Below are 14854 nucleotides of genomic sequence, written 5' to 3' on the forward strand. Positions count from 1 at the left end.
GGTAGTCAGCCTATGGCCGCGATGAGCAGCGCGATGCCCACGCCGAGGTCGACAACCGCGCAGAACTGCGCCCACGAGCGACTCACCACCAGGCTGACGCGGTAGTGGTAGGCGTCCCAGATGCCGTGTGCCAGGAAGCCGACACCCGCCACGGCGGTGCCCACCTGCGGTTGCGTCGTCGCGGTCAGCAGAGTGATCGCGCCGAAGACCATCATGCCGGCGGTCTGCACCGAGAACGTCCGGGTCGGGCTGAAGCGACGTCGAGTTGCCGCCCACACCCACAACGGCACCAGCAGCAGCGTCATCCCGACCGCCGGGTCGACCGGCAGCGTGAGCAGTCGTGCCAGCAGGTGCAGGCCGGTCACCACGGCGCTCAGGATGACGAATGCCAGCCACGCGGTCCACGGCCGGCCGAGGGCGTACGCCATGAGGTAGATACCAGCCATGGTGGCCACTGCCGGCCCGAAGAGCTCGGCCTGCTCGTTCACCAGTGCGATCACGGTGGCCGCGCCCGCGACGACGACGAGTGCGACCGCGATCGGCCATCGGTCGACCCATCGCGGCCGGCGCACTGACGGCTGCTCAGTCATGGCCCTGATCCTGCCGGCGTCGCCGCGGTCGGCACCGCTTCGGGATCGATCGTGTCCGAATCGCTGGGGCGCTGGGCCGAAGCCGTGGCATCAACCCGTGGGTGCCGCCTGCGTCGTTCGGTAGCGGGCGGGCGGCATCGCGTACCGGTCGACGAACGCCTGCCGCAGTGACTCCGGTGAGCCGAATCCGCACCGTCGTGCCACGGCCACCAGCGGCAGAGCGGTGGAGGTCAGCAGCTGCGCGGCGGCCTCGGTCCGCACCCGGCGCACGTAGCGCCCCGGCGTCTGCCCGAGGTGCTCGACGAACAGTCGGGACAGGTGACGTTCGCTGACGCCGGTGAGCCGGGCCAGCGCCGCGGTGCTCAGGTCGTCGGCGAGGTGGCTCACGATGTGGTCGCTGATCTCGCGGACCATGACGTCGTCGGTGGTCCGGCGGGCCAGGAACATGCTCATCTGGGCCTGCCCGCCGGGCCGTTGCAGGTACGCCACAGTGCCCATCGCCACGCCCCGGGCCAGGGCCGCCCCGTGATCCTCCTCGATGAAGGCGAGGGTCAGGTCCAGGGCGCTCGTCATGCCACCCGAGGTCGCGACGTTCCCGTCCCGGACGTAGATCGGTTCGGCGTCGACGCGTACGTCGGGAAACCGTTCCGCCAACCGGTGGGCGTACATCCAGTGCGTGGTGGCCCGTCGGCCGTTGAGCAGACCGGCCTCGGCCAGCACCGTCGACCCGGTGCAGACCGACGCGACCCGCTGCGCCAGACCGGCCAGCCGCCGGACGTGACCGACGAGGTGCGGGCTCGCCGCCGCCTGCTCGTGCCCACGGCCGCCGGTCACCAGCAGCGTGTGCACCGGCCCGGTGAACCGTTCCAGGCTCGCCTCGCCCGCGAGTCGCAACCCGGAGTCGCAGGTGATCTCCCGCTGACCGGGGGTGGCCAGGACAATCCGGTACGGCGGCGCGGCGCCAATCCGGTTGGCGATGTCGAGACTGGACGTGACGCAGGCGACGTCGAGCAGCTCCGCCCCGTCGTACCCGACGACGAGGATCACCCGTTCGCGCATGACCACAGCGTAACTACCCCCCAGGGGTATTGGTAGGGCCGACAGCCCCGGCGGGCCGCTGGATCGTGTCCAGTGCGCGACGAACAGAACGAGCTTGCCGGGCTGGAGATTTAGCCTGATTCGGTGATCTCGATGGTTGGCACGGGCGTACGCGTCCGGCTGCTCGGACCGGTGGAGGTGGTCGTCGCCGACGGTCCGCAGGCGGTGAACGGCGTACGCCGCAAGGCGGTCCTGGCGACGTTGGCGCTGCACGTGGGCCGGGTGGTCAGCGTCGACCGGCTCATCGACGTGGTCTGGGGCGACCAGCTGCCGGCCACCGCGGCGAACACGCTGCAACGCCACGTCTCCTACCTACGCGGGGTGCTCGGCGATCCCGGATCGATCGTGGCGCGCCAGCCCGGTTATCTGCTCAACACCGGGCCGGACTCCACCGATGTCCAGGCCGCCGAGCGCCTCATCGAGCTGGCCCGGCGGTCGACGGACCGCAACGAGCAGGTGCAGCACCTGACGGCCGCGGTGGCGCTGTGGCGGGGCCCACCGCTGGCCGACGTGGCCGGGTCTGCCTGGCTTGAGGAGCAGGCGGAACACCTGGCACGCCTGCGGTTGGAGGCCGAACGATCGCTCGCCGAGGCCCGGTTGTCCGCCGGTGAGCACGCCGGGCTCGTCCCCGGGTTGGAACGGCTCGTCCGACAGCACCCCTTCGACGAACACCTGCACGCGCAGCTGATGCTCGCCCTGTACCGCGACGGTCGACAGGGTGAGGCGGTCGCCACGTACCGGCGGCTGCGCGACAGCCTGCGAGAGAACCTCGGCATCGACCCGGGTCCGCGGCTACGGGACCTGGAGTGCGCCATCCTGCGCCAGGACACCGCGATCGCCGCGCCTGCCCGGGCCACGGCCGCGGCGGCACCGGTGGCGGCGCAGCTGCCTCCCGGAGTACCCACGTTCACCGGACGCGACGCGGAGCTCGCTGCCCTCGACGCGCTGGTCGACCGGGGCGGCGCCGTCGTGGTCTCCGGGACCGCCGGCGTCGGCAAGACCGCGCTCGCCGTGCACTGGGCGCACCGCGCGGCCGAACGCTTTCCCGACGGGCAGCTCTACGTCAACCTCCGCGGCTTCGACCCGGGGGCCGCACCGACCGAACCGGCGCGAGCGCTGCACGGATTCCTGGAGGCGCTCGGCGTTCCGGCGGCACGGATGCCCACCGACCCGGACACGATGGTGAGCTTGTACCGCACGACGGTGGCGGGCAAGCGTCTGCTGGTGGTGCTCGACAACGCGCGCGACGCCGATCAGGTCCGGCCGCTGCTGCCCGGCTCGCCGGACTGCCTCGCGATCGTCACCAGCCGCGACCAGCTCATCCCGCTGGTCGTCACCGAAAGCGCCCAACCGGTGCCCCTCGACCTGCTGAGCCCGGGCGAAGCTCGCGACATGCTGGTCCGCCGACTCGGGGAACGCCAGGTCGCCGCCGAGCCCGCGGCGGCGGACGACATCGCCGACCGTTGCGCGCGGCTGCCCATCGCCCTGGCCATCGTGGCAGCCAGAGCCGCCACCAACCGGCACTTCTCGTTGGCCGCCGTGGCCAGTGAGCTGGGCGACCTGGACGCCTTCCACGGCGGCGACGAGGCCACCGATGTCCGGGCGGTCTTCTCCTGGTCGTGTCGGACGCTCAGCCCACCCGCGGCGCGGCTGTTCCGGCTGCTGAGCCTGCATCCCGGCCCGGACGTCTCCGCCCCGGCCGTGGCCAGCCTGGCCGGTGCCGACGGGCAAGCGACCGGCCTCCTCCTTGCCGAGTTGACCCGGGCGAATCTCTTCACCGAGCACACCTACGGGCGCTACGCGTTCCACGACCTGCTGCGCGCGTACGCCGCCAGCCTCGCCGACGAGGCCGAGCCGCCGGCCGAGCGTCGTGCCGCCGTCCACCGGCTGCTCGACCACTGCCTGCACACCGCGCACGCCGCCGACCTGGCACTGCACCCGCACTTCAGCGCGATCAGCCTCCCGCCACCCCGGGCGGGCGTGACGCCGGAACGCCCCAAGAACCGGTCGGCCGCCGCGGCGTGGTTCACCACCGAGGTCCCCGTCCTGCTCGCCGCCGTACCGCTCGCGGCGCGGGCCGGGTTCGAGGGACACGCCTGGCGGCTCGCCTGGACCATGGCCGGCTTCCTGCACCGGCAGGGGCACTGGCAGGACTGGCTCGGCACGCAGCGGATCGCTCTGGCCGCCGCGTCCCGCATCGGGGATCAAGCCGGGCAGGGCCACGCGCACCGCAGCCTCGGTCTCGCCTGCTCCCGCCTTCGACGGTACGACGAGGCCGACGACCACCTGCGGCGCGCGCTCGACCTGTTCACCGACGTCGGCGACGACGCCGGGCGGGCACACACCTGCCTGAACCTCGGCCAACTGGCGGAGCGGCAGGGGCAGCACCAGCAGGCGCTGAGCCATTCCCGGCGGGCACTGACCCTGTTCAGAGCGACCGGAAACCGGGCCGGGCAGGGGTACACCCTCAACGCGGTCGGTTGGCAGGAGGCGTTGCTCGGCGACTACCACCGTGCCCTGGCGTCGTGCGGCGAGGCGCTGCGGATGTTGCAGGAGGTGGACGACGTCCAGGGGCAGGCCGACACCTGGGACAGCCTCGGCCACGCCCATCACCAGCTCGGGGACGACCGGCGGGCGATCGCCTGCTACGAGCACGCCCTCGAACTCTTCACGCAGGTCAACGACCGGTACGCCGAGGCGAGCACGTACGTCAACCTCGGCGGCAGCCACCGGGCGCTCGGCGACCTCGCCGCCACCCGCGCCGCGTGGCGGCGAGCCCTGACCATCCTCGACGCGCTCGGTGATGCCGACGCCGACTCGATCCGCGCCGACCTCGAACAACTCGACGCCACGCGGCAGCGCTGACGTACCCCGCTTTCCGCGCCGTTTCCGGGCCGCTTCAGCGCGGCCCGGCACTCTTCGGACACCAAGTCTCTTCCGCATCGGGAATGGAGCGTTCGATGAGTCGTTTGGCACACCGCCTCGCGGTGATCGGGGTGGTCAGCGGGACGGTGCTGGCCATGTCCTCCGCCGCCGTGGCCCAGACCGACAAGCCGCCGCAGAAGGGCGCCGACTGCGTGGTCCAGCACGTCGACGAGCGCGGCAAGATCCTCCGCACCGACACCGCGCCCGAAGGCGGGGAGTACGGCCAGTTCCGCTGCGTCGGCGGGAAGTGGACGTTCGCCTGGGAGCCCTTCGGAGCGGACGACATGATCACGGCCAACGAGATCCAGATCGAGCCGTCCGGTGCCGTGTCGGTCCGGCGGTTCACCGGCCCCGCGCTCGGCAACGACCTGACGGTGGGCGAGATCGCCGGCATCGCCCAAGCCGTCAGCGGCAGCCGAGAGGTGCTGATCGACCGCGCGATCGTCGCGGTCGACGACGGCAAGGAGCGGACCCCGGAGCAGATCGAGGCGCTGCTGGCCGGCAAGGACAACACCGGCGTACGGGTGTTGGACATCATCGAGAAGCCGAATGCCGCCATGTCGACGAAGGACGTCATCGACGAGGCCGGCGGCACCCCTGAGACGACAGTCGTCTACTTCAGCCTCTGGGGCGCGATCAAGTCGTTCTTCGCCTGGATCGTGGACACGATCGGCGAGATCGGTGAGTGGATCGACGACCACTGCGACGTGGGGGCCCCCAACGACGTGGGCGACGTGGTCACGTGTCGCTGGTAGCCCGTCCCACCCCGCCGACACCGATCACGAGATGAGGACAGGATGACAACTCTGCGGGACATCACCAGGCGTACCGCCATCGTCACGACCGCCCTGATCGTCGGGCTGACCGCTTCGTACGCCCCGTCGCAGGCCGCCGAGGGCGAGGCCCGGACCACGATCACCGACCACCCCGGCGCCCCGGGCACGATGCTTCAACAGTTCGAGGACCTGACCGGCCGGCCCGTCGGCGACCTGGACAAGGTGCTGGCCGTCGACACCGGCGGCCGGAACCTCACCGGCGACCAACTCGAAGCGCTCGCCGCCGGTAAGGAGGTCGACGGGGTCAAGGTCGTCGGCACGATTCCGGGCAGTCGGGACGTCCTCGGCACGACCATGGCCGACCTCGCCGACGGGGCGTACGACGGCAGGGGCGACAGCGGGACGGCGACCTCCCTGCTCTTCGCCTCCTCCACCCCCGACGGCCGGGAGTGGTGCCTGACCATGTGCGTCGCCTCGGGTAAGTCCGTCTGGGAGTGCCTGCTGTCGCGCCGGACGGGCGAAATGATCCTCACCCTCGACCTCGCCGGCGCCACCACGATCGGCGAGACGAAGGCTGCCTTCGAGAAGGCCAATGGCGTCGCCGTCGACGGCCCGTACACCGTGGAGACGCTCATCGGCGACGGCGAGCCCTCGGCGGACGAGATCAAGACGCTCCTCGACGGCAAGGACATCAAGTCGCTGCGCCGGGTGGCGACACTGGACCGACCGGACCCCGGGTGGGCGCTGGCCGACATCGCCGAGAACTCCGGCGTTGTGTACGCGAAGACCAAGGGCCACATCTTCACCCTCAACCTTCCGTTCATCGGCAAGATCCTCGTGGTCTGCATCTCGCAGGATGGCGGAAAGACCTGGAAATGCTCGGCCCGCCAATGGGACGGGTTCTAACGGGTAGGCGACCGAAAGTCCCGCTCCGCATCGACCTCGCCGGTCGAGGCGGAGCGGGTTTCCGCATATCCAGATTTTCGCCCCGCCCGGGTGGCCGCTCGCAAACCCGGCGCTGCCCAAGTGCGATCCTCCGCTCAACCCCGGACGTGACCGGTGGCGTCTCACTCTGCGTCCGCTCGTAGACGCGAGGTGGACGCGACCTGGAGGTGGAGTGAGTCGGCACGAGGACGACGAAGAGTTCCGGCTGTTCGTCCAACGACAATGGGCATCGCTGCTCCGAACGGCCTACCTGCTGACCGGCGACCGGGGGACCGCCGAGGATCTGGCTCAGTCGGCGTTGGAGAAGACCCATCGGCGCTGGGGGCGGGTGCTGCGACAGGGACGCGCCCGAGGTCTACGACCGTACGGGTGCGGTGGTCGGGCCGTGAGCACGACCAGGCCGCCGCGCTGCTCACCGTGCAGCCAGCCGGCGGCGGAGTGATCGCGTACGCCATGCACGGTGACGACCGGACCGGATGGTCGACCGACCTACGGCTGCTGTTGCCGGCCGAGGGCGCCGACATGCGTCCGATTGGCTGGCGGGTCCGGACCGAGGACGGTGCCCGGTCCGCAACGGGCCAGGTGCGGGTGATCGCCCCGCCGGCCGCGACCCGCGTCACGGTCGCGGTCGGCAGCGCACCCCCGACCACGGTCGCCCTCGACGCGTCGAACGCCGGCACCACCCAGGTACCACCGGACCAGCCGGCCACGCTCACCGCGTACTCCAGGGACGGCGGCGTCCTCGGGACCACCCCGCTGCCGCCCGTGGAAACGGAGAGCGACGCGGATGGTCTGCCGGGCGACAGCCCGGCCACCAGGGTGACACCCTGACGCAGGGAAAGCGGGCCGAGCCGTCCGAGGACGGCTCGGCCCGCGCCGGTCTCTAGGATCGACAGCCTTGACGGCGAAGACGGTCTGCGGGAGCGCGTGGTGACGATCGAGGCAGAACGACCAGCCGACCGGCTCGCTGACATCGCCGAGCGGGCCGAAGCCGTCCTCGTCGACTTCGACGGTCCGATCTGCCGCCTGTTCGGCAGCAGGGCCGCGTCGCGCATCGCCGCCGACCTGCGTCAGCTGATCCTCAGCCGGGGCGTCGTCCTGCCCGGTGAGCTGCGCGACGAGGACGACCCGCTGGAGCTGTTCCGCGCGACCGCGGTGTTCGCGCCCGAGCTGGTCGGCGTCGTCGGTGCGGCCCTGGCGGCGGAGGTCGAGGCGGCGGCGTCCGCGGAGACGACGATCGGAGCGTTCGACATGGTCGGGGCGTGCCTGGCGACCGGGCGAACCCTCGCCATCGTCAGCAACAACTCGGCCGCCGCCATCGGCGCCTACCTCGGGCGCCGCGACCGGGCCCGCTACTTCGCCGCTGTCATCGGCCGAGGCGAGCATCCCGATCTGCTGAAGCCCAACCCGGTGCCGGTCGTGCGGGCCCTGGAGGCGCTGAAGGTCGCGCCCGAGGCCGCTGTTCTGGTCGGTGACTCGATCACCGACATCGCAGCCGCCCGAGCAGCCGGTGTCGCCTGCGTTGGGTACGCCAACAGGCCCGGCAAGGCCGAACGCCTGGCCGCCGCCGGTGCCGACGCGATCGTGACCGACATGACCGACCTGGCCGGCGTCCTCGCTCGTACGCGAAGGCCGGTCAGCAAGCTGCCGTGGGTCGATTCGGGCGGCGGGCCGCTCATCGTCGTGCCGACGTCAGCGCTCGGCGAGTGGAGGGGCGCGTCGGACGACGACGATGACTCCTGGGGTGACTACGACCGGGCCTGCCGGGTCGACGGTTACGTCGGGGTGCTGGATGTCGGTGCCGACCAGGCGCTCGTGCTGGCCGACGAACCGGCTTCCACCACGTACCTCCCGGACCGGCGGACCTTCGTGCGGTGGCTCTACGCCGCCTCCGAGGCAGAGGTCGTCCGCCTCGTTCCCCGGGCGGTCAAGATCGCCGAGTGGGAAGACGCGGGCACGTGGACGACCAGCGGGCCAGCCGAGTTGTTCGACTCCGGCTATACCGGCGACGGGCTGGAGCACACCACCCACCTCACGGTCGACCTGGCTGCCGGCACGTACCTGATCCGCACCGCCCACGTCGAACCGGACAACACGACCGCACTGGTGCTGGTCCAACTGGTCGCGCAGACCCAGCCAGCGTGAACGCCGCGCCGGCCACCGAATCGTGCGGTCGGTGGCCGGCGCGTTCGTCCGGAGATCGACGTCGCGCGGGGCACTGTCCTGGCGACATCGAAGGCTGACACAATGTGATGCGTGGATGGGGAGCAGCGGGAGCGTGCCGTCTTCATCGCTGAAGCCGAATTGCTCGAACAGCGGCACGAGTCTTGGGCTTCACTTCAGCGGAGGCAAGCCGCGTTTTGGCAACGCTGGAACACCTTGACCACTGTCTCGTCGGCGGTCCTCGCAGGCGCTGCGGGGGCGGCCGGGCTGGCCTCCGCCGAGCTGGGCACGGCAGCTGCCCTCGCGGCTCTGGTGGCCGCCGGCCTTGCCTCGGTGGCCAGCAGCTCCGGGGCCGCCCACCGCAGCGAGGTGGCGTTCACCTCCGCTGCGGCCAACCAGTCCCTGGCCGACCAGGCCAGGGCCTTCCGGACCATCTGGGCGCCACACCAACCGCTTACCGATGTGCGAGCCCGGTTCGCCGAGCTCTCCCATCAACGTGACCAGGCGGTCACCAGCGCAGCGTTGAAGTTGGGACGGCGGTCGTTGATGCGGTATCTCCGGAGGAACGCGCCCTCGGTCAGCCCGTGAGGACACTGACGCCGCGCGCCTAGTCTGGCTCCCTGCCAGAGCACCGGAGCTGGGCAGTGTGCCTCAGCCGGCTGTCAGGAGGTAGCCACGCGGACCGCCGTTCGAGTCGGGACGACGCGGTGGCGGCGGACCGGGTACAGGATCGGATGCGCGATGCTCCAGGCCGCGCCCGTGCAGACGAACTCCTTGTAGCGGGCCGCCAGCTTTCCGCTGAGGAGGGCCGGCCTGGCCCGGTCGTCGGCGGTCACGTACTGGATGATGCCGTCGCGGCGGCCGAGGCTGATGCACTGGTTGAAGTAGCGCAGCGGGGCCTTGGGGAACTTCGCCCGACCGGTCAGCCGCGCGGCGATGGCGTCGGCGGCCTGCCAGGCCATCGGGATGCCCGAGGCGCAGGACATCCGCAGTGGCTTGCCGCCCGGTCCTGCGGCGATCGCGGCGTCGCCCACCGCGTACACCTCGGGGTGTGAAACCGACCGCATGGTGGCGTCGACGATGATCTGTCCGTTCTCCGCGACCGCCAGGGTCGTGGCGGCGGCGATGGGGTGGACGGCGAAGCCGGTCGTCCACACGGTCACCTGGGCCGGGATCTCCCGACCGTCGCGGGTGACCGCACCGGCCGCCTCGACCCGCGCGATGTCGGCGTGCTCGTGAACGGTGATGCCGAGCCGGTCGCAGACGCCACGCAGGTGCTGCTGCGCCTTGCCGGTGAGCCAGTCACCGAGGCCGCCGCGAGCGGCGAGCGCGACGTCGAGGTCCGGTCGGGTCTCCGCGATCTCGGTGACCGCTTCGAGGCCGGTGAGGCCCCCGCCGACGACGAGCACGGTCCCGCCGGCCGGGAGGTGGGCGAGGCGGTCGCGCAGCCGCAGCGCCGAGGGCCTGCCGGCGATGTCGTACGCGTGCTCGGCGACCCCGGGGACGCCATGGTCGGCGGCGGTGCTGCCGAGGGCGTAGACGAGCGTGTCGTACGCGATCTCGTCGGTGCCGTGTTCGTCGGCGAGCGCGACGGTCCTGCGGTCGGCGTCGACGGCGGTGACCCGCGCCAACCGAAGCGTGACGCCGGTGCCGGCATAGACCTCGCTCAGCGGGCGGCGCTTGAGGTCCTGCCCGACGGCGAGTTGGTGCATGCGGACCCGCTCGACGAAATCCGGGTCGGCGTTGACGACGGTGATCTCGGTGTCGTCGGCGTGCAACCGCTTGGCGAGGCGCCCGGCGGCCATGGCTCCGGCGTACCCCGCTCCGAGGACGACGATGCGGTGCTTCATGGTGGCACTCCTGTCTCGGTGGTGGTCGCTTCCTGAACCGGACAGCGACGCGATTCCTGACAGGAGACGGCTATGAGCTGGATCACCAGACGTGGAGGGCGGGCTCCTCGTGTTCCGAGGCCGACCACTGCCGGGTGGCGCGGACGAGCTTGTCGGGGTTGACCTGGTTGTGGATGGCCGTGACACCCTCGGGCGTCACCTCCAGGGACATCACGCCGATGACCCGGTCGTCGATCACGACCACCACCGCCGGAGCGCCGTTGGCGGTGGTGACGTGCATGGCGGGCCGGCCACCGACCAGGTCCCGTTTGACGTCGGCCGGCTTGAACAGGCCACGCAGGAACTTCGCCACCGCCAGCGCGCCGACGATCGGCGCGGCCCGGGCCGGGATCTTGCCGCCGCCGTCGGCGGTGCTCGTCGCGGTGTCGGTCAGCAACTCCACCAGCCGCTGGATCTCGCCGTTGTTGGCCGCCGTGAGGAACTCCGCGACGATCCTCCGCGCGGTGGCCTGGTCGACCTCCGCGCGGGACCGTTCGGCGGTGACGTGCTGCTTGGCGCGCCGGTAGATCTGCTGGCAGTTCGACTCGGTGATGCCGAGGATGTCGGCGATCTCACCGTGCGAGTAGTCGAAGGCCTCCCGCAGCACGTACACCGCGCGCTCGTTGGGCGACAACCGCTCCAGCAGGGTGAGCACCGCCATCGAGACCGAGTCGCGCTGCTCGGCGGTGTCGAGCGGGCCGAGCATCCGGTCCCCGGCGAGAACCGGTTCGGGCAGCCAGGTGCCCACATAGGTCTCCCGCCTGACCCGTGCCGAGGTCAACTGGTTGAGGCACACGTTGGTGAGAACCTTCGTCAGCCACGCCTCGGGCGTCTCGACATGCTCCCGGTCGGCGCCCTGCCAGCGCAGGAAGGTGTCCTGGACGGCGTCCTCCGCGTCGCTGGCCGAGCCCAGCAGGCGATAGGCGATCGCCTCCAGGCGAGCCCTGGAGTGCTCGAACAGCTCGACCTCGTCCGGACTGAGCGGCATGGTTCGATAGTCAACCATGCGCGCGACCTGGCTGACCGGTCGACCGCGTACGCCGAACGGCCCGCCTGGTACGGGGGTGACCCCCGGTCAGCGGCTCGCCGGGCCTCGTCGGTAGCGCGGCGCGGGCGGCGTTGCGCCGTACCGCGTCGACCGGCGGTACAACGTGGCGGTCACGGCTGTCAGGCAGATCGCCGCGGCGGCGATGAGCCGAAGCCGGACAGCAGGGAGATCGCCACGAACAGGCCCGCGTTGCGACGCATGAGCGCTCCGAGTTGAGTCGAGGTGACTCACATCGTCAAGCTTGAGCGGAACGCAGGCAATGCTGCTGTGCCCTGTCAACGGTTCGTTGACAGGGCGGCGTCGAGCTTCGTCGCGGCGGTGCGAGCGGGGGCGGGCAGTCGCTCATCCGCTTCGGCGAGATCGGTGGCGAGGTGCCGGGCCAACGCGTACAGCGAGCCCGGGGCGGCGTCCAGCGCGGCGTCCACAGTGCGCCGCACGAGTGCCGCTCGACGAAATCGGCTGTCCCACCGCTGATCGGCACCGATCCACCGGCCGAGGTCCGCCACCGCCGCCCGCAGTGCCGTGATCTGCGGGGGCAACCGGAGGTCGAGCTGCTGCCGCCGCGACCACGGATCTCGCCGACTGCGGCAGCGGCGTCCAGCAGTTGGGCGCACACCGGCACCAGGCGGTCCAGGAAGTAGGCGTGCAGGGTCTCGAAGGCGGCGTTGTCGGACTGGAGCGCCTCGGCGAGGCCGTGCCTGGTGACCAGGAAGTCGACGAAGAGGTTGATCCACTGGGCCAGGGCGGTGTGCGGTGTGCTGCTGTCGGCCAGCAGCGCCGGGCCAGCCGCCGCGCATGCCTCGGCCTGGTGCCGGTAGACGGCGACGATGAGATCGGCACGGGTCGGGAAGTGGCGGTAGATCGTGCCCACACCGACGCCGGCGGCGTCGCTGAGCCAACGGGTGCGGTGGTCGGTGCCGCTGGTCACCTAGGATGAGACCCATGAGCGCTGAGGCTGTCGGCATGCACATGCCCGCCGTTGTGACGCTCGACGACGTGGCGGCGATGAACGCCGCCGATCCGAACGGTCACCGCTACGAGACCAGCCCCGAGGGGGTCCTGTCGGTCATGCCGCCGCCCGATTCGGAACATGCCATGATCGCCAGTCGCCTCTTCGCCTGGCTGATCGTGGCCGGGTGGCCCGCCGAGCAGGTGCTTCAGGCAGTCGGTGTGCGCATCTCCGGACCAGACGGTGACGGTGGCCGCATCCCCGATGTGAGTGTCTGGCGTAAGCCGCCGTCCCGCAGCGTGTGGGCCACGGTCGCCGACGTCGCACTCGTCGTGGAGATCGTCTTGCCGGGCTCGGAGGCGATGGACTCGGTGACCAAGGTCCGCGAGTACGCGTCGGCGGGGATCCCGCAGTACTGGGTGGTCGATCGGGACGGCGCGCAGACGGTCACCCTGCACCGGCTGAGTGAGGACGGCAGCTACGAGACGCGGGCGCGGATGCCGCTGGCCTGGCTGCTCCAGACCGCCCCCGCCGACCACCTCGACTGAACGCCAGCATCGGCAACGCCGTGGTGCGTCGCGACGTTGGCCGAATCCCACCGGGCCGCGTTGCGAGAGTTGCTGGCCACCCGGCTGCCGCTCGAGCCGGACGGGTCGATCCGGCTCACCGCGCGGGCCTGGGCGGTACGCGGCACGTCGCCTGAGTAGCCGTCGCGCCGGGCCCTTCCGGGCCCTTGTCGCAAACCGGACAAGACGGTAAAGCCCCTGGTAGAGCACGCTTGGGGCAGGTGGAGGTAGACGGGTGGCGGGCCACATCCCAATCCTCCGGCCCGGTGGGGACAACATCGTCCGCACCGGTGCCGCCCTCACCCAGCCCGGCCTCGAAGCCGCGGCGGTCACGGCACAGCTGCCGTGCCGATCGCGCGTACGACAGGCCGTGGCTGTCACCGACACCCCTGCGGGCGCCCGCAGCGGTGCCTCCGCCCATCGGGACAAGGACGTCAGCACCACCGGCAGTCGGGCAACGCCGTCCGCCGGTCGTGCCTGCCGTCCCCGTGCCCCGCCGGCCTTTCGCACTGTGGACCCCGCCGGGGTCCGACGTCGCTGAACCGCGCGCCGGAGCCCTGGCGACCGAGCCAGAAAGGGCCCGACATGGCCGCTCCCACTGCAACCGCAGCCTTGAACGCAACCGTCTTCGCGCCGGGTGACCAGATGCTGCTGACCGTCACCTACTCAGACGCCGACACCAAACCGCTGACCGTCACCATCGTGGTCACCGACGCGCAGGGCAACAGCAGCGCGCCGGTCAAGGTCACGGCGGTCATCGACCCGCTCACCGTGACCGTCACCGATAACTCCGGGCGTACCTGGACCCGGGTTTCCGACAACGGCTCCGTGGCCGTGTATCGGTCGGTGGCGTGATGCCCCGGGTCACCGTCCAGATCCGCGACGCCGCCGGCAACACCGCGACGGTCGCCGCCGACTACAGCCTGGGCCAGCCTGTGCTCGGCGGCTACTACCTCTCCGGTGGGGCCGACCCGACCGCCGACATGGCCGGCGGCAACTTCCGGTCCCTCACCCAGTACCGCAGCCTCGCCGACGGCTACATCTTCCCCGGCTACAACCGGCCCTGGCTGGTCAACCTGGGCAAGGCCGGTGTGCGGATGAACATGGTCCTGGAGCTGAAGCACTACGGCGCTCCGAACAGCGGAACGCAGAGCTTCGCGGTGGACGGCACCAGCTACACCGTGCCGGCACCGACGATGACCATCCAGCAGCGACCCGGCGCGACCTGGCCGAAGGCGTACGGCTACGGCCAGGTGATCAAGGGGCAGTGCGACGGGTTGCTGGCCCGCGCCCTGTCGCAGTACCGGACGCTCGGTTTCGGGGTGAACATCCAGCTCGCCTCGGAGCTCGACACCGATCACGAGTTCGGCACCACGGAGGACGGCAAGGCGTACAACTGGGCCGAGTCGGACGCTCGGGCGGTGCAGGCCATGAACTACATCCTGACGTGGTTCAAGGCCCGGACGCTGCCGGCCGGGACGACCTTCTCGGTGGGGCTGGGCGGCTTCGACCGGGCCTGCTTCCAGCGCACCCACCCGGAGTCGCTGATGTCCCGCCTCGACTATCTCCAGTGGAACGCGTACGGCACCAACGCCAGCCACACCGCGCTGGCCCGGTTTCGTCGTACCAAAGACTGGGCCGTGGCGGATCTCGGCCCGGTGGCGCTGTCCCGTCCCGTAATCATCGCCGAATGGGGGGTCAGGTCGGCCGAGATCCCGGACCAGGCGGCCTGGATCGCCACCGTGCCGGCGGCGATCGCCCAGCTCAACGCCGAGGGTGGGCCACGGATCGCGCGGACCAACTACTTCAACTCCGGTTGGGGCACCCTGACGCCGAAGGCGGTCGGGTTGGCCGCGCTCCGCGAGGCGTACGCCAAGCGGCCGTACGTCTGACCGGGCTCCGGCG

At 71.1% G+C, this 14854-nt stretch carries 14 protein-coding genes and 1 pseudogene; 10 read left to right on the top strand and 5 right to left on the bottom strand.

Translation table 11 applies throughout. The features are described 5' to 3' along the window. Positions 1-5 precede the first annotated feature (5 nt). Complete coding sequence (locus AC5L30_RS25970) at positions 6-590, bottom strand: hypothetical protein (RefSeq protein WP_494870228.1); 585 nt, start codon at positions 588-590, stop codon at positions 6-8. A 90-nt stretch (positions 591-680) separates the two neighbouring features. Next, positions 681-1649: a GlxA family transcriptional regulator gene (locus tag AC5L30_RS25975; RefSeq protein ID WP_494870229.1), complete on the bottom strand. Its 969-nt coding sequence runs from the start codon at positions 1647-1649 to the stop codon at positions 681-683. 132 nt (positions 1650-1781) lie between these two features. Between AC5L30_RS25975 and AC5L30_RS25980 the strand changes: the two genes are divergently transcribed. The 6 genes from AC5L30_RS25980 to AC5L30_RS26005 all read left to right on the top strand — a co-directional run bounded on the left by AC5L30_RS25980 (position 1782) and on the right by AC5L30_RS26005 (position 9085). Beyond that, the gene (locus AC5L30_RS25980; RefSeq protein ID WP_494870358.1) at positions 1782-4553 is read left to right on the top strand and encodes an AfsR/SARP family transcriptional regulator; all 2772 of its coding nucleotides are present in this window, start codon (positions 1782-1784) and stop codon (positions 4551-4553) included. Positions 4554-4648: 95 nt separating this feature from the next. Further along, positions 4649-5368, top strand: coding sequence for a hypothetical protein (locus AC5L30_RS25985; RefSeq protein ID WP_494870230.1), 720 nt, complete (start codon positions 4649-4651; stop codon positions 5366-5368). A 42-nt stretch (positions 5369-5410) separates the two neighbouring features. Next, positions 5411-6295: a hypothetical protein gene (locus AC5L30_RS25990; RefSeq protein WP_494870232.1), complete on the top strand. Its 885-nt coding sequence runs from the start codon at positions 5411-5413 to the stop codon at positions 6293-6295. Positions 6296-6703: 408 nt separating this feature from the next. Continuing rightward, positions 6704-7165 (top strand): hypothetical protein, encoded by a 462-nt coding sequence (locus tag AC5L30_RS25995; protein WP_494870234.1) that lies wholly within the window; start codon positions 6704-6706, stop codon positions 7163-7165. Between the two features lie 99 nt (positions 7166-7264). Next, positions 7265-8479: an Imm21 family immunity protein gene (locus AC5L30_RS26000; RefSeq protein WP_494870236.1), complete on the top strand. Its 1215-nt coding sequence runs from the start codon at positions 7265-7267 to the stop codon at positions 8477-8479. A gap of 234 nt (positions 8480-8713) precedes the next feature. Then, a complete protein-coding gene (locus AC5L30_RS26005) occupies positions 8714-9085 on the top strand; it encodes a hypothetical protein (protein WP_494870238.1) in 372 nt (123 codons plus the stop codon). Positions 9086-9159: 74 nt separating this feature from the next. Here the strand turns inward: AC5L30_RS26005 and AC5L30_RS26010 are convergent, their stop codons facing one another. The 3 genes and pseudogenes from AC5L30_RS26010 to AC5L30_RS26020 all read right to left on the bottom strand — a co-directional run. Next, positions 9160-10347 carry an NAD(P)/FAD-dependent oxidoreductase gene (locus AC5L30_RS26010; protein WP_494870240.1) on the bottom strand — a complete coding sequence of 396 codons (1188 nt, stop codon included), beginning with the start codon at positions 10345-10347 and terminating at the stop codon, positions 9160-9162. 82 nt (positions 10348-10429) lie between these two features. After that, positions 10430-11374, bottom strand: a complete 945-nt coding sequence (locus AC5L30_RS26015; protein WP_494870360.1) for an RNA polymerase sigma-70 factor — start codon at positions 11372-11374, stop codon at positions 10430-10432. Between the two features lie 565 nt (positions 11375-11939). Further along, a pseudogene (locus tag AC5L30_RS26020) lies at positions 11940-12362 on the bottom strand (TetR/AcrR family transcriptional regulator); the annotation flags it as partial. Positions 12363-12376: 14 nt separating this feature from the next. Here AC5L30_RS26020 and AC5L30_RS26025 point away from each other — a divergent pair. The 4 genes from AC5L30_RS26025 (at position 12377) to AC5L30_RS26040 (ending at position 14841) form a co-directional block, all read left to right on the top strand. After that, entirely contained in the window at positions 12377-12931 is a 555-nt protein-coding gene (locus AC5L30_RS26025) for a Uma2 family endonuclease (protein ID WP_494870241.1), read from the top strand. A gap of 36 nt (positions 12932-12967) precedes the next feature. Then, positions 12968-13090, top strand: a complete 123-nt coding sequence (locus tag AC5L30_RS26030) for a hypothetical protein (RefSeq protein ID WP_494870243.1) — start codon at positions 12968-12970, stop codon at positions 13088-13090. A 444-nt stretch (positions 13091-13534) separates the two neighbouring features. Further along, positions 13535-13804, top strand: a complete 270-nt coding sequence (locus AC5L30_RS26035; protein WP_088988188.1) for a hypothetical protein — start codon at positions 13535-13537, stop codon at positions 13802-13804. Beyond that, positions 13804-14841 carry a hypothetical protein gene (locus tag AC5L30_RS26040; RefSeq protein WP_494870244.1) on the top strand — a complete coding sequence of 346 codons (1038 nt, stop codon included), beginning with the start codon at positions 13804-13806 and terminating at the stop codon, positions 14839-14841. Before AC5L30_RS26035 ends, AC5L30_RS26040 begins: the two co-directional genes overlap by 1 nt. Positions 14842-14854: the final 13 nt, after the last annotated feature.

The sequence above is a fragment of the Micromonospora sp. BQ32 genome, assembly GCF_059358895.1.